Consider the following 21550-nt stretch of genomic DNA (forward strand, 5'->3'; position numbering starts at 1 on the left):
GGAAGAACACGTGGTAGTCGTAACGTAAGTCCCTGCCCCGCGCAGTACCCATCCTGTTTCCGAAGCATCGCCGCCGCAAGCCGCCGCGCCACGGCAAAGCACGTATCTAGTGCTGCTTCTTCTTCCCCGAAGGCTCCCCCTTCACTGGCAAGTGATGCGGATCACGCATATCAACGGCGATCGGATCACTGGCAGGAAAACTTTCTTCGAGAGCCTCATCGAGGCGATTATCCGCGGCCTTAGTGGGCGGTTCGGCTTCCTTAGAATGAGGCGCGTGATGCTTATGCTTGGTCATGACAGGCTCCGTTGGAAGAGAGTCAACGATTCAGCATAGCGCAAAGCAGGCGTCGGCGAACATGGGCCGAACAACCCAGGTCTTCGTGCCGTAAGCATTTCCTTCAAAGCCTGGCGCCAAAAATCCGACGGGCAAAAAGCAAAATTTAAAACCAGCCCGCATCAAATCGTTTTCCGTATGTCGCGAGAAAACAAAAATACAAAAAACATCCGCCGACTACACCGATCGGCAAATCACGCTTGATACCGTGAACCGGCAATGTCGCGCCTGGGGAGAGCAAACAAAACCAGCGAACAACAAGGCAACCAACACTATGGACCGAAAAAACCCTGCGCGCGCGCAACGCTTTAACGCCTCACACGTGGTGGACGCGGAACTGGAACATCTGGATTGGGCGACGCGGCAACCGGCGCTACGCATGCTGGACGCCGTGTACTGGCGGCGCCGCGTGCTGGCGGTCAAATGCGGATTCGAGTTAACGGAATTGCAGGTGATGCGGCTGGAAAATATTTTGCAGCGGCTCGGCCATTCCGCGGAGTAGCCGGCCGCTGCGGCAGCCGTTTATTCGTTGCCGCCGGAGGCGCCGCCATTGCCGCCATTGCCGCCATGGTTGCCGCCGTCGCCGCCGCCCGTGCCGAATAGACGCCGCCGGCGGGTTACGACCACTGGCCCGTCAGACGGGCTGCTGCTACGATCGGACGCAGGGCGGTCCGACGACGGCGCGCCGTACGATTCGCGCGGTTCACGTGGCTCACGATGGTCGCGCGGTTCACGCGAGCCGTGCGGGCCGCGCGTAGTGTGCTCGCCGTGCGAAGGGCGCCCGGCTCGCGGCGCCGGACGCGTGCCGGTGTCGAGCTGGATCGTCGAGATCGCGCGTTTGTAGATGCCTTGCAGGCCGACAGGCGTGCGCAGCATCACCAGATACTGATCGAACGACTCGATGCATCCTGTCAGGCGAATGCCGTTGACAAGGTAGATCTCGACGCGCTTTCGTTCTTTGCGCGCAGCGTTCATGAAGTCGTTTTGCGGATGCGATTCTGCGGAAGCCATGGACAATTCAGGTTAGAAAGACGGTTATTCGCCGCGATTCTACCCTGTGTGAGGATGGAACGCGTCGGCGGCCGAACTGGATCCACTATAACGGCTTGCGCGCACATAAGCATCTGATAAGTATGGGCTGTAACGTTGAGTTACGAATCTGCGGACGAATCGCGCATTCTTCGGCCACGGTCGAGCACTGCCGGCGCGGATGGCGGAAAAAGATGACCCGCGCCGATGCCGCGCGCGGAATAAATCGCAGCCCGCTCACGTTAAGTCAAGCATGGCAGCGCTGCATATCGCATGTGGCCGATCGGGTCCTTGCCCGCACACGCCGGCCAGGCGCTCATCAGGAGACTCACCATGAAAGCATCCCGCATTCTTTCCGCCGCCTTTGTGCTGCTGGCACTGGTGCTAGGCTCCCTTGCGACGAGCGCCTGCACCTCTGCACCCGACAACAGCGCTTCGGGCAGCAGCAGCGGCGGCAGTGGCAGCGGCGGTGGCTACTGAGCGTCGCCACGCCGGTGAATTTCGAAGCGGAAGTGATTTCGTGGCTCCCGCAGTTGCGCCGCTATGCGCGCGCACTGACGGGCGACCGCGCATGGGCCGACGACCTCGTGCAGGATACGGCGGAGCGTGCGCTCGCGCGCTGGGCGGCGTTCCGGCCGAACAGCAATCTGCGTGCGTGGTTGTTGACGATCCTGCGGCATCTCTACATCGATCAGTTGCGCGGCCGCCGCGAGATCGCGGTCGACGACGAAAGCGCGCCGTGGCGCAATCTCGAAGCGCCGCATGGCGAGGTCGACGGCCTGGTGCTGCGCGATCTGCAGCGCGCGCTGTATTGTCTGCCGGTCGAGCAACGGGAAGTGCTGTTGCTCGTTTGCGTGGAGGAACTGTCTTATCAGGAAGCGTCCAAGGCGCTTGGCGTGCCGATCGGCACGGTGATGTCGCGGTTGTCGCGCGCGCGGGAACATATGCGCGTGCTGTTGACGGACGGGCCGGTTGAAGGGGGTGCGGTGGGGCTGGCGCGTAAAGTCCCACCGCTGAAAGTAGTGAGAAATCCGTGATGAATAACGACCACGATTCCGGCTTGCCCGACGGGCTCGATTTGCGAGCGCTGTCGGCGTTTGTCGATGGCGAGTTGCCGCCTGCGGAGCATGCCGCGATCGAGACGCAGTTGGAGCAGCAGCCGCAGGCCGGCGCGAGAGTGGCTGCGTGGCGCGCACAGAAGGCCGCGCTGCAGGCGCTGTGCGGTGCGCCGCAGCGTGAGGATGTCGGGTACAGCGGACGCAGTGGGCAGAGTGGGCAGAGCGTGGCCGATGAGCCGGCTTTCATCGTGGTGCGCCGGCCGACGCCGTGGTGGCAGCGCGTCGGCATCGCGGCGTGCTGGCTCACGGCCGGCGCGGGTCTCGCGCTTGCTTTGGGGCCGCTCGCACCGCGTCTGACGGGCGGCGCGTGGAACGGTCTGGGCGGTCAGCCGCCGAGCTTTGCCGAGCGCGCCGATATCGCGTATGCGGTGTACACGCCCGAGCGGCGCCATCCCGTGGAAGTCGCCGCGAGCGAGGAAGAACATCTGATCAACTGGCTGTCCAAACGCCTGAACCGGCCGCTGTCGGTGCCGTCATTGCAGGAGTACGGTTACTCGCTGGTGGGTGGGCGCCTGTTGCCCGGCGAAGCGGGGCCGGCCGCGCAGTTCATGTACGAGAATCGCAGCGGCGCGCGTCTCACGCTGTATATCACCGGTATTTCGCGCGACGAAACCGCGTTCCGCCTGTTCCGCGACGGCAACCGCCGCACCTTCTACTGGGTGAGCGACCGTATGGGCTACGCGTTGTCCGGGCCGATTGCGGAAGGCAAGCTGCGTTCCATTGCTGTCGAGGTGTGCAGCGCGCTCGGCGGTAAGCCGGAGGCGTGGCAGTAGTGCGGGAATTGCGGTAAGCGCGGCAAGCACTTGGACATGCCAGGCGCCGGCCACACGATCTCATTGCAACACCCGGTAACAGACACGCCTCGCGCTCGCCGGGCGCCGTCGGAATAGCATCGCAAGGCGTTTCGTTTACTCGCTGCAGGACCATGCCGTCGCGGCTTGCATGCACGCCGCGACGGCATGGTCTCGTGCGAGGCAAACCGACGGGGTCTTCACGGTGTCGACACGCTCCTTGCGAGTCGCTACGCCGAGGCGTCGAGGCAGCAACATCATGCTTACTTTTCATCAGTTCGGCGGGCGGCGGTGTTCCGGCGTAGCCTGTCTGTGCCTGTGCGCCGTCTGCGCGGCGCCGGTCGAGGCGCAATCGGATGCGAATGCACCGTCGATTGACGCTTCGACGTGCCGCTTCGTCGTGGGCCAGGCGGAAATCGACGGCGTCATGCAGCAGGTTAGCGGCCGCGCGTGCCTGCAGCCGGACGGCAGCTGGCAGATCGTCGAAGACGATGCCGCCGCGTTGGCCTTGGCACCGGCGCCGGTCTACTACTACGATCCATGGTACTGGGGGCCGCCGGTGGTATTCGGTGCCGGCGTGTCGTTTATTTTCGTCGACCGTTTTCATCATTTTCATCATATGGATCATGTGCGTGATTCGCACGGATCGCATGGAATGGGTACGCACGGCGGCTGGCACGGTGCGCCGATGCACCCGTGGGGTGGCATGTCGCACGGTGGCCACGGCGGTGGTGGGATGCACCGCTAGCTTGCCGCTGCGCTCACGTGCAGCCGTAAAGGAGACGCCTTGACACGCAGCTTGCCGCCGAACGTTTCCGCTACCCGGTTCGACCGCGCCCTTGCCGGTTGGCGCGCGATTGTCGGCGAGCCGCAGGTGGTGACCTCGGCCGCCGGGCTCGCCGCCTATCTCGATCCGTTCGCGCCTGGCGAGCGCGAGGCGTTTTCCGCGTCCGCCGCGTTGCTGCCTGCATCGGTCGACGAGATTCGCGCGGTGTTGCGCATTGCCAACCAATACCGCATTCCGTTATGGACGGTCTCGACCGGACGCAACTTCGCGTATGGCGGGGCCGCGCCGCGGCTGGCCGGTTCCGTGGTGCTCGATCTGCAACGGATGAACCGCATCATCGAAGTGAACGAGACGCTCGCCTATGCGCTGGTCGAGCCGGGCGTCAGCTACTTCGATCTGTATGCGCATCTGCGCGACACAGGCTGCAAGCTCTGGGTCGATCCGCCCGCGGCGGGTTGGGGCAGCGTGGTCGGCAATACGCTCGAGCGCGGCTTCGGCTATACCGCGTACGGCGATCATGCGGCGACGCAGTGCGGCATGGAAGTGGTGCTCGCCAACGGCGACGTGTTGCGCACCGGGATGGGCGGAATCGAAATCGGCACCGCGTGGCAGCTCTATCAGCCGGGTTACGGGCCGTCGTTCGATGCGATGTTCATGCAGTCGAACTACGGCATCGTCACCAAGCTCGGCGTGTGGCTGATGCCTGCGCCGCCGGCTTATCTGCTCGGCGAAATCCAGTTTCGTCATGAGCAGGATCTCGCAGCGATCGTGGATATTCTGCGGCCGTTGCGGCTCGATGAAACGATCCGCAACAACGCGGTGATCGAGGGCGGTTTGCGCCGCGCCGCTGGACTGTCGGCGCGTCAGCAGTGGTACGAAGGCGAAGGCGCGATGCCTGAACGCGCGGTGGCGGCGATGCTCGACAAGCTGAACGTGGGCCGCTGGAATCTGCATTTCGCGCTGTACGGAACGCCCGAATTGATCGACGCGCGCTATGCGATCGTGCAGCGTGCTTTCGCTCGCGTGCCGCAGGCGAGACTTTCGGCCGCGCGTTATGCGGGCGATGCGCAACCTACCGCGGGCGGCGATCGCAACCTTGCGGGCATCCCGGCGATGAGCGCGTTTCGCATGCTCGACTGGCGCGGCGGCGCGGGCGCGCATGTGGACTTCGCGCCAGTGTGTCCGGCGACCGGGCGCGACGCGTTGCGCCAATACACGATGGTCAAGACGCGCGCGGCGGAATACGGCTTCGATTACTACGGTGGTTTTACGGCAGGCGTGCGTCATCTGCACCACATCTTCGCGGCGATCTTCGAGCGCGACGACGCCAATCAGGTCGAGCAGGCGGGCGCGCTACTGCGTTCGCTGATGAGCGATGCACGCGCGGCGGGTTACGGCGAATATCGCGCGCATCTCGCGTATATGGATTTCGCCGCGGCGCAATACAGTTTCAACGACGGCGCGTTGCTGCGGCTCTCGGAAACGATCAAGGACGCGCTCGACCCGAACGGCATTCTCGCGCCGGGCAAGCAGGGGATCTGGCCGGCAGCATGGCGCGACCGGCGAGGTTATACCTGAAGGCGTGAGGCGTGAGGCGTGAGGCGTGAGGCGTGATGAAGCAATGGACAGACGCACTTTCGTGATGACCGGTGCATGGTTCTCGACCGTGGCAGGCGGGGCGTGGCCGTGGCTCGCGCACGCAGCCGCTCGCCGCAACACGCTGGCGGTGGTCGACTCCACCTTGGCGTACGGCCCCGCGTTCGCCGACTACCTCGCACACATGAATCTTCCCACCTTCGAAACGGGCGACGACATCGGCTCGCTTTGGTATTCGACGCTCGCGCCGCTGCTAGGACACGTGCCGGCGCAAACGCCGGCGTCGCTGATCGGCCTCACGCGCGCATCGGATTACTTCGTGCTCAAGGAACTTGCCACTCGCGTCGGGCAGATGGTTGAACACAGCCACGAACAGGGCGCGGGATCCATCACGCAGGCCGCCCATGTCGCGTTCGCGTTAACACCGTGCCTGGTCCGCTAGAACTTGTACGCGTTGTTCTTCGGATCGAAGGTCGAGTCGTCGAATGTCTTTGGCGTGATGGTTTCGAACACGATCTTCTCGAAGATCTTGCCGTCGTTAGCATAAGACTCGACAGTGCGGAAATACGGATGCCGCAGATCCAGCCCGAGCGTTTCTTTCTTCGCGTAGAACTGCGGCTGGCCGGTCGGCGTTTCGAAGGTGAAGGCGACCACGCGCACGCCGTCGACGGTTTTGACTGCCACCTGGGTCGAACGCGGCAAGCCGGCTTCGATGTATTTCTTGCCCTCGGCGAGGTACTGGTTGGCGATGTACTCGGTGCCGAGATCGCGCACCTGGTGATTCGATTGCGCACGGGCGAGGGCGCCGTTCAGTGAAGTCCACACCGGCATCACATTCATGATGCCGCCGAGGTGGCCATACATTTCGTCGGTGCGCCTCGACTCGTCGTAGATGATTTCCTGGCCGGCATGCGCGCCATCGGCCAGCCACTTTGCGTAGATCCGCAGCGGGTCGTGCGCGACGCGTACCAGCATGTGATCGGGCTTATCGGGCCACTGGCCGTGAATGCGTTCCGAGCGTGACATCGTAAACTCGTATGACGGATACCGGTTCGGTCCTTCCTTGATGTAGCGCGGCAACGCAAGCGGATCGAGCGACTGGAACAGCGACACCAGTTGCGTGTCGTCGAGCTTTTCCATCGCGCCGCTTTGTTGGGCGGCGCGCAGCCACTTGACCTGCTGATCCAGCGTGAGTTTGCCCACCTGTGAAGACGGCGTGGCCGGCGCCTTGACGGCGCTGGCGGTATCGAGCGCGGGCGGCGTGTCATCGTTCTGCGCGAACGCCGACGGCGTTGCCACCGCAGCGCTGGCGGCCACCAGCGCGCCGATCAGAAGTCCCCGTGACGAAGCCGCACGCAATGAAGCTGTCAGCGGCGCGCAAAACGTGGCGGTCTCCGACGAAAACCGGGCGAGGCGCATGAAGGCCGGCGAATGGCACAAATGGCACAACGGGTGGCACAAGCGGCGCGAGCGTGCGGACATGCTGTGCTTCATGAAGCTCTCCGAAAAAGTGGCGCAAGACGTGTTATCGAGCGCCCAGCCTGTCAGGCAGGCTTTTGCTTCGCGAGTTCCTCGTCGCGCAGCGCGCGGCGCAGAATCTTGCCGACATTGGTCTGCGGCAGCTCATCGCGGAACTCGACAAGCTTCGGCACCTTGTAGCCCGTGAGGTTCTTGCGGCAGTGAGCGATCACCTGTTCCGCGGTCAGCGACGGGTTGCGCTTCACGATGAACACCTTCACCCGCTCGCCTTGTGCCGCGTCGGGCACGCCGATTGCGGCGACCTCGCGCACGTCGGGAAGCGCCGCGATCACGTCTTCGACTTCATTCGGGTAGACGTTGAAGCCGGACACCAGGATCATGTCTTTCTTCCGGTCGATCAACCGGATAAAGCCGCGCGAGTCCATCACGCCGATGTCGCCGGTGGCGAGCCAGCCATCGTCGTCGATCACCTTGGCGGTTTCTTCGGGGCGGTTCCAATAGCCTTTCATCACCTGCGGCCCCTTCACGCACAGTTCGCCCGCTTCGCCGATGTTCGCCCACGTGTCGTCGTCTTTCCTGAAGCGCACGTGCGTGGACGGCGCGGGCAGGCCGATCGTGCCTTCGAAGTCGCGCAGATTCGTGAGGTCCACGGGATTCATCGACACGATCGGCGAGCACTCGGTGAGCCCATAGCCTTCGATGATCGACTTGCCGGTGACCGCCTTGAAGCGATCGGCGACCGACTTCTGCGTGGCCATGCCGCCCGCCATCGCGAGCTTCAGGTTCGAGAAGTCTCGCTTGCAGAACGCTTCGTTGTCGAGGAACGCTTTATAGAGCGTGTTCACCGCGGTCATGCCGGTGAATTTCTCATGACGGATGATCATCATCACGCGCTTCATGTCGCGCGGATTCGCGATCAGGATGTTGCGTCCGCCGAGTCCCATGAAGATCAGCGCGTTCACGGTCAACGAGTAGATGTGATAGAGCGGCAGCGGTGTGAGCACCGTTTCGACCTCGCCGCTCAACTGCCCCTGCGACCACGCCTTCGCCTGCAACAGGTTGGCGATGATGTTCTTGTGCGTGAGCATCGCGCCTTTGGCGACGCCCGTGGTGCCGCCGGTGTATTGCAGGAAAGCGATGTCGTTGTGGGTCGGGCGCACGGGCGTCAACGGCCGCGCGTAGCCGATCGAAAGTGCCTGGCGTAGTGGCACCGCGTTGGGCAGGTTGTACGCCGGCACCATCTTCTTCACATGGCGCAGCATGAAATTGAGCAGACGTCCCTTCAGATTCAGACCGTCGGCGAGCAGATCGCCGAGACCCGTCACGATGACGTTCTGCACCTTGGTGCCGGGCAGCGCGTCTTCGACCGTCTTCGCGAAGTTCTCGAACGCGATAATGGTTTGCGCGCCGCTGTCTTTCAGCTGATGCGCGAGTTCGCGCACCGTGTAGAGCGGATTCACGTTGACGACCACGCCGCCCGCCTTGAGCACGCCGAACAGCGACACCGGATACTGGAACGTATTCGGCAGCATGATCGCGACGCGCTCGCCGGGCTTCACGCCGATGCTTTGAAGATACGCGGCGAAGGCGGTCGCTTTGCGGCCGAGTTCGCCATATGTGAGGTTCGCGCCCACGCTCACATACGCGACCCGCTCGCGGAACTGCGCGGTGCATTCGTCGAAGAACTGCACGATCGACTCGTATTGCATGACGTCGATTTCGCGCGGCACATCAGCCGGATACGACTCGTACCAGATGCCGTCGGTGTTGGGCGCAGGATTCGGTGGCAAACCCGGACCCTGAGCCGGAGACTGAGTCGGTGCCGGATTCGCCGCGTTCGCCGATGGCGCCGATCCAGTGGCGGGCGAGAGCGGGGCTTGCGTGGGCTGGGTCATCGGTCGTCTCCTGAAGCAGTGGCTTCGTCTGTATGTGTGCTGGTCTTGCAGCCAGTCATTGACGTTATCAAAGCGGCAATCAAAGCGGTCGTTGCAGCAGCCTTCGAAGCAAGGCATTCATTGAAACACGCGCTGAGGCAGTGGCGACGCTCAGCGTTCCAGAATCGCCACCACACCCTGGCCGCCCGCTGCACAGATCGAGATCAGCCCGCGCGCGGTGCCGGCCGGTTTGTCGAGTTGTGCGAGCATCTTCGCCAGCCCCGCGACGATGCGGCCGCCCGTGGCGGCAAACGGATGGCCGGTGGCGAGCGAGCTGCCGTTCATATTCAATTTTGCCCGATCGATCGCGCCGAGCGGTCCAGGCAAATCGAGCCGCGTGCGGCAATACTCGTCATCCTGCCACGCCGCGAGCGTGCACAACACCTGCGCGGCGAAGGCTTCATGAATTTCGTAAAAATCGAAATCCTGCAGCGTGAGCCCGGCGCGCGCCAGCATCCGCGGAACGGCGTAGGCAGGCGCCATCAACAGGCCTTCTTTCTTGTCGAAAAAGTCGACGGCGGCGGTTTCGGACCCGCTCAGATACGCCAGCACCGGCAACCCGCGCTGGGCCGCCCATTCTTCGCTCGCCAGCAGCACGGCAGAGGCGCCGTCGGTCAGCGGTGTCGAATTGCCCGCGGTTAGCGTGCCGGCGTCGCGATCGAATACCGGCTTCAGACCGGAGAGTTTCTCGAGCGTCAGGTCGGAGCGGAGATTGTTGTCGCGCGCAAGACCGCGGTACGGCGTCATCAGATCGTTGACGAAGCCGCGCGCATACGCCTCGGTGAGCTTGCGGTGGCTGTCGTAAGCGAGCACGTCCTGCGCTTCGCGCGAGATGTTCCAGCGCTTGGCCATCAGCTCGCAATGCTCGCCCATCGACAGCCCGGTGCGCGGCTCGACATTGCGCGGCAATAGCGGCTTGAAAAACATGCCGGGCCGCAACTTGGCCAGCGCGCCGACGCGTTGGCCCGTACTCTTGCCGCGATTCGCTTCGAGCAGGATTTTGCGCATTCTTTCGTTGACGCCGATCGGTGCATCGGACGTCGTATCGACGCCGCCCGCAATGCCCACCTCGATCTGCCCAAGGGCGATCTTGTTGGCGACGAGGATCGCCGCTTCCAGCCCGGTGCCGCACGCTTGCTGGATGTCGTAGGCGGGCGTTTCCCTGGCGAGCGTGGTGGACAACACGGCTTCGCGCGTCAGGTTGAAATCGCGCGAATGCTTGATGACGGCGCCGGCCGCCACTTCGCCGAGCCGTTCGCCGTGCAGGTTGTAGCGGTCGATCAGGCCTTGCAGCGTGAAGGTCAGCATGTCCTGATTCGACGCGGTCGCGTAGGCGGTGTTCGAGCGGGCAAACGGAATCCGGTTGCCGCCGATGATGGCGACGCGGCGCACGGCGGGCAGCGGGTTGGACATGCTCGGCTCCTTTGAGTCGTTCGCTGGTTATTGAACGGTGCGAAGGGTGATCAATGCGTCTTTAAGTTCGTTCCTGCGCTGGCGGCCGTGTTATCTCAACAACGATTCCCAGGCAACTTCAATTCCATGCTGTTACGAAACCACGCGTGCGCCTCATAGCAGTTTCCACTGCATGCGGCCGCGCAAATGCGGTTTTTCTCCGGCAATATCACGCACTTCGATGTCGCGCTCGATCAGCGAAGGCGACGCGCTCCACAACGACGCCTCGCCTGGCAGCAGCATCGGCAGTTTGAATTCGGCAGAGAGCGTAGCCTCGGCGAGCGGCTTGGGCGGCTGCAGCGCGGCGGCGGCGCGCGCCAGCGTCCACATGCCGTGCGCGATGGCGCGCGGAAAGCCGAATGCCTTTGCGGATAGCGCGGTCAGATGAATCGGGTTGTAGTCGCCGGATGCGCTCGCGTAGTCGCGGCCCAACTGCGGCGCGAGTTGCCAGCGCGCGACGCGCTGCAGCGCGTCGTGCCCGAGTTCCAGCGAATCGAGCCGCGTGCCGCTCGCCGGCACGCCGCGCTTCAGATAGACGCTGTCGCCGTCCCAGACCGCTTCGCCGCGCCGGTACAGACGCGAATGCAGCACGAACGCCTGGCCCTTGTCATGGCGCAGCAGCGCACCGAATTCCACCTCGACGCGCAACACGTCCTGGTAAGCGAGCGGCCGGCGCAGCCGCACGTGGTTCGCCAGATGCACGAGGCCGAGTGCCGGCCATGGAAACGCCGGCTCGGTCAGCATCAGCAGATGCAGTGGGAAGGCAAGCAGATGCGGATACGTGAGCGGCACGCCGTGCTCGGGAATGAAGCCGCACACCCGCGCGTAACGCCAGATCGGCCCAGGATCGAGGGCAACCGCGGGGCGCACGAGGCGCAACGCCGGCAAGTGCGTATCGCGCCCACGTTTGACGATGCCGGACAGCGCGCGTGCATACAGCTTCGGCGGCGCGGGCAGTCGATCGACGACGACGGTTTTCGAACGCACCGCATCAGGCCGCGCCGCGTCCGCTGTATGGTCGCCCCTGAACGGATCACGCGGTTCACCCATGGTCACGCTCCAATCAGGCTTTGTCCGCACACGCGCACGATCTGGCCGCTCACGCCTGCCGATCCCGGATGCGCGAGCCATGCGATGGTCTGCGCCACGTCGACCGGCTGGCCGCCCTGGCTCATCGAATTCATACGGCGGCCGGCCTCGCGAATGGCCAGCGGAATTTTCGCGGTCATCTGCGTTTCGATGAAGCCGGGCGCGACCGCGTTGATCGTGATGCCGCGCGCGCGCAGATGCGGCGCCATGCTTTGCACCCGGCCAATCACGCCTGCTTTTGATGTGGCGTAATTGGTCTGGCCGAGATTGCCCGCAATGCCGCTGATCGACGACACGCCAATGATGCGGCCGCCGTCGCGCAAGATGCCGGCCGCGAGCAACGCATCGTCGATCCGCTCCTGCGCGGACAGGTTGATGTCGATCACGCTTTGCCACGCGGCGTCGGTCATCTTCGCGATGGTTTTGTCTTTGGTGATGCCGGCGTTATGGACGACGATATCCACGCCCAGTTCGTCGAGCGCCGCGGCGATCTGCGCGGGCGCTTCGGGCGCGGCGATGTCGAAGGCGAGGGCGGTGCCGTTCAACGGGCGCATGGTCGAATCGAGTGCGTCACGTGCTGATGGGATATCGATGCCGATCACGTGTGCGCCCTCCGCGGCGAGCACGCTCGCGATCGACGCGCCGATGCCGCGCGCGGCGCCCGTGACCACCGCGCGCCGACCTGCGAGCGGCTGATTCCAGTCGAACGCGGGCATGACGTCTGCGCCGGCGCGCACGCCGATGCGCACTACCTGGCCCGATACATAGGCGGAACGCGGCGATAGAAAGAATCGCAACGTCGCCTCGATGCCGTTCTCGGCGCCTTGCTCGACGTAGACGAGATTGGCGGTAATACCGCGCCGCGCTTCCTTGCCGAGCGAACGCGTGAGGCCTTCGAGCGCGCGCTGCGCGGTCCATTGGCGCGCGCTCGCGCAGGCTTCCGGCGGCCGTCCCAGCACGACGATGCGGCCGCACTTGCCGAGCGAGCGCAACGTATCGTGGAAGAAACCGTGCAGCGGTTCAAGCTGGCTGCTGTCTTCGATACCGCTTGCATCGAACAGGAGAGCGGCGAGCTTGCCGTGCGAGCCGGAATCGGCCGGTTCGAAACGGCCCGTCATCAGGCCATGGCGGTTCGCGAGCGGCACCCAGAGCCCGGCACTTTCATGCGCCACGCTCGTTACGCCGATGCTGGTCACGAGATTCGCGAGCGCGTCGAGCAGACGCGGTTCGCGGCCCGCGCCGATCGCCACCAGCCCGTCGAACTCGGGTTGGTCCGCGCGATAGCGGCGCAATACCTCGGGCTTCGGTAAGCCTAACGAGCGCGCGAGGCGCGCGCCGAACGGAGAATTGACGAAGTTCAGATAAGCGTCGTTCATATTGTTCGTTGCTCCGCTGGCCACGCTCGAAGGAGATCCCCGCCCCGAAGAAAGTCCCCCTTGGGGGATTGGGGACGTCGGACGTGTGTCAGTGTGCACTCAGTTTGAGGCACTGAGTGTGCCCCCTCCGGATGTTTTTCCAAGGCGCTCAGGCCGCGAGTTCCAGCGCCTTTTCGAGCGCTTCCTTGCGCTTTTGCAAGTTGGCGAGCATGTCGAAGTCGGGCGGGAAGTCGTCGACCCTCACGACTTGCTCGCCATAATGCGCATAGTCCTCGAGCACGCGGCGATCGTCGGCGTCGATCAGGCCTTTCCGCTGCGCCGCTTCGGTCCACGCGGCCAGTTGCGGCAGGCTTTGCGGCATCGGTTCGAGCAGACCTTGCTTGACCGCGTCGCGTAGTTTCTGGTCGATCTGCGTGAAGCGCGGGTTCAACTGGAACACCCGTTCGCCATAGCCGAGCGCATCGACGTCAGGGTGCGGCACATACGAATCGGATACCAGACGCTCGCGCGCCGCGCCCGGGGTTTGCATCAACTCGGCGATTTCGGTCCCGAGGCGGTCGGCGGGTTCGCGATACGGCAGGCCGAACGGAAACGCGAGCACCCGCACCAGACCCGCGGCGAGGCGGTTAGGGTAATTCGCGAGCACGCCGTCGAGCGCGTGCTGCGCTTTGTACAGCGAATCTTCGACACCCCAACGCACCAGCGGCAGATCGTCTTCCTGACGGCCTTCGTCTTCGAAGCGCTTGAGCGTCGCCGAGATCAGGTAGAGCTGGGACAGCACGTCGCCCAGACGCCCGGAGATGCGTTCGCGCCGTTTCAGGTCGGCGCCGAGCACGAACATCGAGACGTCGGCGAGCAAGGCGAACGCGGTCGAGAGGCGGGTAGCCGCGCTGTAATACGAGAGCAGCGGTGCGTGCGCCTTATGCGGCCTGGTGATGAAAGCGCCGCCGGTGACGCCATAAACGACACTGCGCACCACGTTCGACAGCGTGAAGCTGACATGGCCGAAGAAGGCTGCATCGAAATCGCGCAGCGCCTTCGCGCGATCCGTTTCGCGCGTCGCGGCCATTTCCTTCAGCACATACGGATGACAGCGAATCGCACCCTGGCCGAAGATGATCAGGCAACGCGTCAGAATGTTCGCGCCTTCCACGGTGATCGCGATCGGCACCTGCTGATAGGCGCGCGCGAGAAAGTTCGACGGCCCCATGCAAATGCCCTTGCCGGCGGCGATGTCCATGCCGTCGTTGATGACCATGCGGGCGCGTTCGGTGATGTGATACTTCGCGATCGCCGAAATCACCGACGGCTTTTCGCCGAGGTCCACCGCCTGCGCGGACAGGCGGCGCGCGGCATCCATCACGTAGAGATTGCCGCCCATGCGGCCGAGCGCTTCCTGCACGCCCTCGAACTTGCCGACGGGGGTGCGGAACTGGCGGCGAATCGCTGCATAGGCACCGGTGCCGCGCACGGCGATCTTCGCCATCCCGACATTCGACGACGGCAGCGAAATCGCGCGGCCCGCCGCGAGACACTCCATCAGCATGCGCCAGCCGTTGCCGACTTGCGCGCGGCCGCCGATCACCCAGTCGAGCGGAATGAAGACGTCATTGCCCGAGTTCGGACCGTTCTGGAACACCGCGTTCAACGGCCAGTGACGGCGTCCGATGTTGACACCCGGATGGTCGGTCGGAATCAGCGCACAGGTGATGCCGGGCTCTTCATTCAAGCCGAGCAAATGGTCGGGGTCGAGCGCGCGGAACGCGAGGCCGAGCACGGTGGCGATCGGTCCGAGCGTGATATAGCGCTTGTCCCAGGTGACGCGAAAGCCGAGCATCTCGCGGCCTTCGAACGTGCCCTTGCAGACGATGCCGACGTCGGGAATCGCCGCCGCATCCGAGCCGGCGTAAGGGCTCGTCAACGCGAAGCAGGGGATTTCGTCGCCGCGCGCGAGGCGCGGCAGATAGTGGTTCTTCTGCTCTTCAGTGCCGTAGTGCATCAGCAGTTCGGCGGGGCCGAGCGAGTTCGGCACCATCACCGAGACGGCGGCGGCCGAGCAGCGCGTGGCGAGCTTCATGATGACCTGCGAATGCGCGTAGGCGGAGAATTGCTTGCCGCCGTACTGCTTCGGAATGATCATGCCGAGAAAGCCGCGTGCCTTGATGTACTGCCAGGTTTTCGGCGACAGGTCCTGCCACACCATGGTGGTTTCCCAATCGTTTGCGAGATCGCACAGATGCTCGCATTCGACATCGAGAAACGACTGTTCTTCAGCGCTCAGCGTGGCGGGCCCGTAGCCGAGCAACGTGTCCCAGTGCGGGCGTCCCGAGAACAGTTCGGCGTCCCACCAGACGGTGCCGGCTTCGATTGCGTCGCGCTCGGTCGGCGACATCTCGGGCAGGATCTTGCGGAAGATATCGAGCACACGCTTCGTGAGCCACGCGCGGCGCAGCGGTGTGAGCGTCAGCACCAAAGCGGGCAGCACGAACAGGATGGCCAGAACCGTTGTCGCCACCGGGCCCGCTGCGCCGCCGACATGCGCGGCTGCCACCCAGACGATCATGAAGGCAAGCCACCAGGAGGCGCGCGCCTGAACGTAGACAAGCGCGAGAGCGGCAATGACGAGCGTCAGGATGAACCACGACATGACGTTTCCTCCTGTTTCGATGGTGTGGGCGAATGCATCCACGGGGCGCGGACGGTTCGCGTTCTATTGATCTTCTAACCGGCGGTTAGCTGCTTCGCCGCACACTCGGAGCGCTTTTGAGCCGCTCTTTAGGCGTTTTTTTACGTGATGAGGAGCGACTTTCGAATCGCGCCCGCTCCGGTTTAAGCCGTGCCGTGCAACGCAGGCTGAAACGAACTCGCTGCGATGTTGCCACCGCGGCGCTCGCCCTCCAGGGATGGCGGCGTCGACGGCGCCGACCCGCGTGGCGCTTGCTGCATGGACGCCGCCGGATTCGCGCCTTCCATCCGGCCTTCCGGGCAGCCCTCAGTGGCATCGCCCAGCACCGCGGCGAACGCGGCCAGTTGCGTGCCGTCGGGCAGCGGCGCCTTGAGCGCGGCCACCATCAGCGAGGCGAGACGCGCGATCAATTGCAGGTCGTTCATCGACTTGCCCTGCGAGAACTCTGAAATCAGGCTGTCGGTATCGGTGCCGGCCAGCACGCCGGACAGCGCGCCGATCGCGAAGTGCAGACGCCAGCCGAGCTCTTCACGCGGCAGATGCGGCAGCGCACGCTGGAACGCATCGAAAAAGCGCACCGCCACCGAGGCGTAATGCGCATTCAGGAAGTCGCGAATGAACGACGACGGGTCGGTATAAGCGCGCCCCAGCAAACGCAGAAAAGCCTTGCCGCCGACACGCGGATCGCGCGACAGCCGCAGTGCGGGAATGAACATGGCGCCAAGCACGTGCTCGCAGGTCAGCCGCGCGCCGAGCATTTCGTCGAAGCGGTCGAGCAGCTTGAGCCGCTCCTGGTTGAGCCGGTCGAGCCGGCGCGACAGCATCGAGTGAATCAGCGCTTCCTTGTTGCCGAAGTGATAGTTGACCGCCGCGAGATTTACTTCGGCTCGCGAAGTAATCTGGCGCAGCGACATCGCCTCATAGCCGCATTCGATGAACAGTGTTTCGGCGGCGTCGAGGATGCGGGACTTCGTGTCGCCGGCATGCCGGCCTGTTGTGCGAACTGCCATGTTGCGTCTCCCAGTTGCCGGGCATCCGGCGCGCAAACAAGCGATTCAAATGACTATTTGAAACAGCCGTTTTTTTTCAGGATAAGAAGGATGAGGACTGCGATCAAGCGTCCTGTGTGGACTAACTCCTCTAGAAGACCTGACGAAGGTCTACCTTTCCGATGCACGCGGGGCTTGTCAAACCGCGCGGAAATAAAAAAGGCCGTTCCGATCGAAATCGGAACGGCCTCGTATTGCTTGCTCTCTGTGTTTGGCCTTTGCCCTTCGGAGCGGGGGACTTCCTTAGGCGCGTGCTGCTACCTGTTTCGCCGACTGCGTCATGTCGATGCCGCGGCGTTCACGGCTGAACGGAATCAGCACGGCGATCACCACAACCACGATACCGATCACGACGGCCATGACCAGCGCGTAGTTGTTGCCATGCGCTTCGGCGGCGCTCGCCTGCAGCGGGCCGTTCACCGACGCGATCAGATTGCCGAGTTGATACACGAGGCCCGGGAACGTCGCGCGAATTTCATCGGGCGAGATTTCGTTCAAATGCACCGGAATCACCCCCCATGCACCTTGCACGGAGATCTGCATCAGGAACGCACCAACGGCAAGCAGCACCGGCGTGGACGAGAAAGCCCACAGCGGAAGCACCGGCAACGCAATCAATACGGCGATGAAGATCGCGCGCTTGCGGCCGATCTTCTCCGAGATGAAACCGAAGAACAGGCCGCCGCAAATCGCGCCGATGTTCAGCGTGATCGTGATCAACGAGACCGTATGCGCATCGAAATGGTGCTGAACGCGCAGGAAGGTCGGATACAGATCCTGCGAACCGTGCGAGAAGAAGTTGAACGCGGTCATCAGCACGATCGCGTAGAGCGACAGCCCGGCGTTCTGCTTCAACGTGGCGAGGAGACCCGGACGCGTTTTCTTCTCGAGCGTTTTGAATGCCGGCGATTCCTGGACGTGCGCGCGCACGTACAACACGAGCAACGCGGGCAGCACGCCGACGAAGAACATGCCGCGCCAGCCGATGTATTGATAGAAGAGCCCGAACACGACCGAGGCAAGCAGATAACCGCTCGGATAACCGGCTTGCAGCAGGCCCGACACAAAGCCGCGCGACTTCGGCGGCACCGTTTCCATCGTCAGTGCGCCGCCGACACCCCATTCACCGCCCATGGCGATGCCGAACAATGCGCGCAGCACGAGCAGGGTGGTCAGATTCGGCGAAAAGCCGGACAGCAATTCAAGCAGCGAAAAGCAAGCGATGTTGACCATCAGCGTCGGACGGCGGCCGTATTTGTCGGCGAGCCAGCCGAAAATCAAGGCGCCGAGCGGACGCATCACCAGGGTCAGCATGATGCCGAAGGCGACCTCCGGGATTGTTGTATTGAACTCCGCCGCGATATCTTTCAATACGAATACCATTAGAAAGAAATCGAATGCATCCAGGGTCCAGCCTAGATAGGCGGCGATCGTGACGTTTCTCTGTTCCCGTGTCCAGCTCATGGATTGTTCTCCTGAGTCTCTCATAACCCGTGATTGACGAAGGCGGCGTTGCAGCCCCGTACGCCCCGTAGCGCGGGCTTCGAGCGAGTGTACGCCGACGGTTAAACGCTTGCATGAATGAACCGGCGTTTATCCGTATTAATCCCTGGAGCGTATTCCGGTGAGAATCTCAGTGCATGGTGGATGTCTGACAAATGTAATTATTGTATTAATTGTGTGTGCCAGTTCATTTGGTATTCGTAATATGTATTTCGTATGGCCGAAGTGCAGCCCGGTCACTTTGACTGCCGCTTTTCGGGTATCGGTAGAGGTGGCGCTCGCGGCATTCAGATTGGCGGCGGCCGGTGCGGGCGGGTATAACAGCGGCTCGCGGCATTCGCGCCGCGCATACAAGGAGACTGACGAATGACGATCCCACATCTATGCCTGCTCATCGTGGCGTTGCTGCCGTTTCCGTGGACCATGCTGGCGAAGGTCAGCAAGCGCTACGACAATCGCACGCCGCGTACTTACCTCGCCGGCCTCGAAGGCTGGCGCGCGCGGGCTCACGCTGCGCATCAGAACGCGTGGGAAGCGCTGGCGATGTTTACCGCGGCGGTCGTCGTGGCAGGGCAGGCGGGCGGTTCGAGCCCATGGATCAACTGGCTGGCGATTACTTTCGTCGTGACGCGCGTGCTGCACGGCATGTTGTACGTGGCGAACCTCGCATCGTTGCGCTCGCTGGTCTGGTTCGTCGGGGTCGTGTGTGTGGTGTCGATGTTCTTTGTGTCGGTTCGCTGAAGTGGCGCGAGGCGCCGGTCGATACGGACGCGCTTTTCACCGCTTGTATCCGGCCTATTATCGTGTTTTTTTGATGTAAGACGATGGTTCCGGCCTCGTCATACGCTTCGTATAACCAATTAATCTTTCGGCCTCCGACACGCTGAAACGTTCTGTCGGTATCGACATGGGTCAGATTGATAAATTGTTCGAAGCGCTGTGGGTCGTGAGCAGCGCAGAGGCAGTGTCCCCACAGGGCTCCCGCCATGGGACCGACGATCGAGAGGGAGTAGAATTGCCGCCAGGAAACATCATTCGCTGGTTGATCGACTATTAAAGCCCTGTTTTTTGCAGGGCTTTATATTTTATTTTGCGCACCATTTTTGGAATTTCCCCATGGAAATTAAAGTCAACTTTCTCGATAAGCTACGTCTTGAAGCCAGGTTCGATGACTTCACGGTAGTGGCCGACCAGCCTGTCCGTTATAAGGGCGATGGCTCGGCGCCGGGCCCCTTCGATTATTTTCTGGCCTCATCGGCCTTGTGTGCAGCTTACTTTGTGAAGTTGTACTGCGTAACTCGCAATATTCCTACCGAAAATATCCGCCTGTCGCAGAATAATATTGTCGATCCGGAAAACCGGTACCAACAGATTTTCAAGATTCAGGTTGAGTTGCCGGCGGACATCTCCGACAAAGACCGCCAGGGTATTTTGCGTTCTATCGACCGTTGTACGGTCAAAAAAGTGGTGCAAGCCGGGCCCGAGTTTGTCATCGAAGAGGTAGAAAACCTGGATGCCGATGCTCAGTCCTTGCTGACGTTGAAGCCGGCTTCTGACGCCAGCACCTATATTGCGGGCAAGGATCTGCCGCTGGAGCAAACCATCGCCAATATGTCGGGCATTTTGGCGGCCTTGGGCATGAAGATTGAAATCGCTTCGTGGCGCAATATCGTTCCCAACGTGTGGTCGCTGCATATCCGCGATGCGCACTCGCCGATGTGTTTTACCAATGGCAAGGGAGCGACCAAAGAAAGCGCGTTGGCGTCAGCGTTGGGAGAGTTTATCGAGCGCCTGAATTGCAACCATTTCTACGGCGCTGCGTTTTGGGGCGAAGACATCGCCAATGCGGGGTTTGTCCATTACCCGAACGAGCGCTGGTTCAAGCCTGGCCCTGAGGATGCGCTGCCGGCTGAAATTCTGGATGCGTACTGCCTGCAAATTTATAATCCCGATGGCGAGCTGCATGGCTCGCATCTGTACGACACCAACTCCGGCAATGTACAGCGCGGTATCTGTTCGCTGCCGTATGTGCGGCAGTCGGACGGCGAAGTGGTGTATTTTCCGTCCAACCTGCTCGAAAACCTATTCCTCAGCAATGGCATGAGTGCCGGTAATACGCTCGCCGAAGCGCAGGTGCAATGTCTGTCCGAAATTTTCGAACGGGCGGTAAAGCGCGAAATCCTGGAAGGTGAAATCGCATTGCCTGATGTGCCGCACGAGGTGCTGGCGAAATACCCTGGCATCCTGGCCGGGATTCAGGGATTGGAAGCGCAGGGCTTTCCGGTGTTGGTAAAGGATGCGTCGCTGGGTGGGACCTACCCGGTGATGTGCGTCACCTTGATGAACCCGCGGACAGGCGGTGTGTTTGCCTCGTTCGGCGCGCACCCAAGCTTCGAGGTGGCGCTGGAACGGAGTCTAACGGAATTGCTGCAGGGGCGTAGTTTTGAAGGCCTGAACGATTTACCTCAGCCCACCTTTGTCAGTAACGCCGTGACTGAACCTAATAACTTCGTTGAGCACTTCATTGATTCCAGCGGTGTGGTGTCGTGGCGCTTTTTCAGCGCCAAAGCGAATTTCGAGTTTGTCGAGTGGGATTTTTCCGGGCAGGGTGAAAACTCCAATGCCGAGGAAGCCGCAACGTTGTTCGGAATTCTCGAAGACATGGGCAAAGAGGCGTACATGGCGGTGTATGACCAGCTGGGCGCCGTAGCCTGCCGGATTGTAGTGCCTGGTTATTCGGAAGTTTATCCGGTAGAGGATTTGATCTGGGATAACACAAACAAGGCGCTGTTGTTCCGCGCCGATATTTTGAACTTGCATCGCCTGGACGATGCCGGCCTGGCAGCACTGCTTGAGCGGTTGGATAACAGTGAACTCGATGAGCACTCCGATATTGCCACTTTGATCGGCATCGAATTCGACGAGAATACGGACTGGGGGCAGCTAACGGTTCTCGAGTTGAAGCTGCTGATTCATCTCGCTTTGCAGCAATTTGAGGCGGCCCAAGAGCTGGTGGGAGCCTTCCTGCAATACAACGACAACACGGTCGAGCGCGGATTGTTTTACCAGGCCTTGAACGTGGTGCTGGAGGTGCTGCTCGATGACGACCTGGAACTGGACGACTACGCGGTCAACTTCCGTCGGATGTTTGGCGACGCGCGGATGGACGCGGTAATGGGGTCAGTGGACGGCAGCGTGCGCTTCTTTAGGCTCACGCCAACGAGTATGAAACTGGAGGGTCTCGATAGGCACCACCGCCTGATCGACAGCTACAAAAAATTGCATAAGGCGCGGGCCAATGTGGCGGCTACAGCCAGTTAGGGTTAC

General features: G+C 62.4%; 19 protein-coding genes. 9 read left to right on the forward strand and 10 right to left on the reverse strand.

Annotated features, from left to right (window positions below; all coding sequences use genetic code 11):
- Positions 1-106: 106 nt before the first annotated feature.
- Positions 107-295: a hypothetical protein gene (locus ACAX43_RS25015; protein WP_370711078.1), complete on the reverse strand. Its 189-nt coding sequence runs from the start codon at positions 293-295 to the stop codon at positions 107-109.
- Positions 296-608: 313 nt separating this feature from the next.
- Between ACAX43_RS25015 and ACAX43_RS25020 the strand changes: the two genes are divergently transcribed.
- On the forward strand, positions 609-836 hold the full coding sequence (locus ACAX43_RS25020; RefSeq protein ID WP_370711079.1) for a hypothetical protein: 228 nt from the start codon (positions 609-611) through the stop codon (positions 834-836).
- Between the two features lie 20 nt (positions 837-856).
- Here ACAX43_RS25020 and hfq read toward each other — a convergent pair whose 3' ends face one another.
- Positions 857-1345: an RNA chaperone Hfq gene (gene hfq / locus ACAX43_RS25025; protein WP_370711080.1), complete on the reverse strand. Its 489-nt coding sequence runs from the start codon at positions 1343-1345 to the stop codon at positions 857-859.
- Between the two features lie 351 nt (positions 1346-1696).
- On the opposite strand from hfq, the gene ACAX43_RS25030 reads away from it, so the two are divergent.
- From ACAX43_RS25030 to ACAX43_RS25055, 6 genes are all read left to right on the forward strand, one after another.
- The gene (locus ACAX43_RS25030) at positions 1697-1843 is read left to right on the forward strand and encodes a hypothetical protein (protein ID WP_370711081.1); all 147 of its coding nucleotides are present in this window, start codon (positions 1697-1699) and stop codon (positions 1841-1843) included.
- Between the two features lie 14 nt (positions 1844-1857).
- Complete coding sequence (locus ACAX43_RS25035; protein WP_370711082.1) at positions 1858-2400, forward strand: RNA polymerase sigma factor; 543 nt, start codon at positions 1858-1860, stop codon at positions 2398-2400.
- Positions 2400-3254 (forward strand): anti-sigma factor, encoded by an 855-nt coding sequence (locus ACAX43_RS25040; RefSeq protein WP_370711083.1) that lies wholly within the window; start codon positions 2400-2402, stop codon positions 3252-3254. Before ACAX43_RS25035 ends, ACAX43_RS25040 begins: the two co-directional genes overlap by 1 nt.
- A 277-nt stretch (positions 3255-3531) precedes the next feature.
- The gene (locus ACAX43_RS25045) at positions 3532-4020 is read left to right on the forward strand and encodes a hypothetical protein (RefSeq protein WP_370711084.1); all 489 of its coding nucleotides are present in this window, start codon (positions 3532-3534) and stop codon (positions 4018-4020) included.
- Positions 4021-4059: 39 nt separating this feature from the next.
- Entirely contained in the window at positions 4060-5637 is a 1578-nt protein-coding gene (locus ACAX43_RS25050; protein ID WP_370711085.1) for an FAD-binding oxidoreductase, read from the forward strand.
- A gap of 43 nt (positions 5638-5680) precedes the next feature.
- Positions 5681-6097 (forward strand): hypothetical protein, encoded by a 417-nt coding sequence (locus ACAX43_RS25055; RefSeq protein ID WP_370711086.1) that lies wholly within the window; start codon positions 5681-5683, stop codon positions 6095-6097.
- Here ACAX43_RS25055 and ACAX43_RS25060 read toward each other — a convergent pair.
- The 8 genes from ACAX43_RS25060 to ACAX43_RS25095 form a co-directional block, all read right to left on the reverse strand.
- On the reverse strand, positions 6094-7149 hold the full coding sequence (locus ACAX43_RS25060; RefSeq protein ID WP_370711087.1) for a DUF1571 domain-containing protein: 1056 nt from the start codon (positions 7147-7149) through the stop codon (positions 6094-6096). The genes ACAX43_RS25055 and ACAX43_RS25060 overlap by 4 nt on opposite strands.
- Positions 7150-7199: 50 nt before the next feature.
- Complete coding sequence (locus tag ACAX43_RS25065) at positions 7200-9029, reverse strand: AMP-binding protein (protein ID WP_370711088.1); 1830 nt, start codon at positions 9027-9029, stop codon at positions 7200-7202.
- A 150-nt stretch (positions 9030-9179) separates the two neighbouring features.
- A complete protein-coding gene (locus ACAX43_RS25070; protein WP_370711089.1) occupies positions 9180-10481 on the reverse strand; it encodes an acetyl-CoA C-acetyltransferase in 1302 nt (433 codons plus the stop codon).
- A gap of 153 nt (positions 10482-10634) precedes the next feature.
- Entirely contained in the window at positions 10635-11570 is a 936-nt protein-coding gene (locus ACAX43_RS25075; protein WP_370711090.1) for a MaoC family dehydratase, read from the reverse strand.
- A 2-nt stretch (positions 11571-11572) separates the two neighbouring features.
- Positions 11573-12985 (reverse strand): 3-oxoacyl-ACP reductase, encoded by a 1413-nt coding sequence (locus ACAX43_RS25080; RefSeq protein ID WP_370711091.1) that lies wholly within the window; start codon positions 12983-12985, stop codon positions 11573-11575.
- A gap of 148 nt (positions 12986-13133) precedes the next feature.
- Entirely contained in the window at positions 13134-15632 is a 2499-nt protein-coding gene (locus ACAX43_RS25085) for an acyl-CoA dehydrogenase (RefSeq protein WP_370711092.1), read from the reverse strand.
- A 182-nt stretch (positions 15633-15814) separates the two neighbouring features.
- Positions 15815-16681 carry a TetR/AcrR family transcriptional regulator gene (locus ACAX43_RS25090; protein WP_370711093.1) on the reverse strand — a complete coding sequence of 289 codons (867 nt, stop codon included), beginning with the start codon at positions 16679-16681 and terminating at the stop codon, positions 15815-15817.
- 282 nt (positions 16682-16963) lie between these two features.
- The gene (locus ACAX43_RS25095) at positions 16964-18184 is read right to left on the reverse strand and encodes an MFS transporter (RefSeq protein ID WP_370711094.1); all 1221 of its coding nucleotides are present in this window, start codon (positions 18182-18184) and stop codon (positions 16964-16966) included.
- Positions 18185-18589: 405 nt separating this feature from the next.
- Here ACAX43_RS25095 and ACAX43_RS25100 point away from each other — a divergent pair, with 405 nt between their 5' ends.
- Positions 18590-18964 (forward strand): MAPEG family protein, encoded by a 375-nt coding sequence (locus ACAX43_RS25100; protein ID WP_370711095.1) that lies wholly within the window; start codon positions 18590-18592, stop codon positions 18962-18964.
- Positions 18965-19339: 375 nt separating this feature from the next.
- Positions 19340-21544 carry an OsmC domain/YcaO domain-containing protein gene (locus tag ACAX43_RS25105; RefSeq protein WP_370711096.1) on the forward strand — a complete coding sequence of 735 codons (2205 nt, stop codon included), beginning with the start codon at positions 19340-19342 and terminating at the stop codon, positions 21542-21544.
- The last annotated feature ends 6 nt before the right edge of the window (positions 21545-21550 follow it).

This window comes from Paraburkholderia sp. IW21 (assembly GCF_041321145.1).
In the GTDB taxonomy this organism is placed as follows: Bacteria; Pseudomonadota; Gammaproteobacteria; order Burkholderiales; family Burkholderiaceae; genus Paraburkholderia.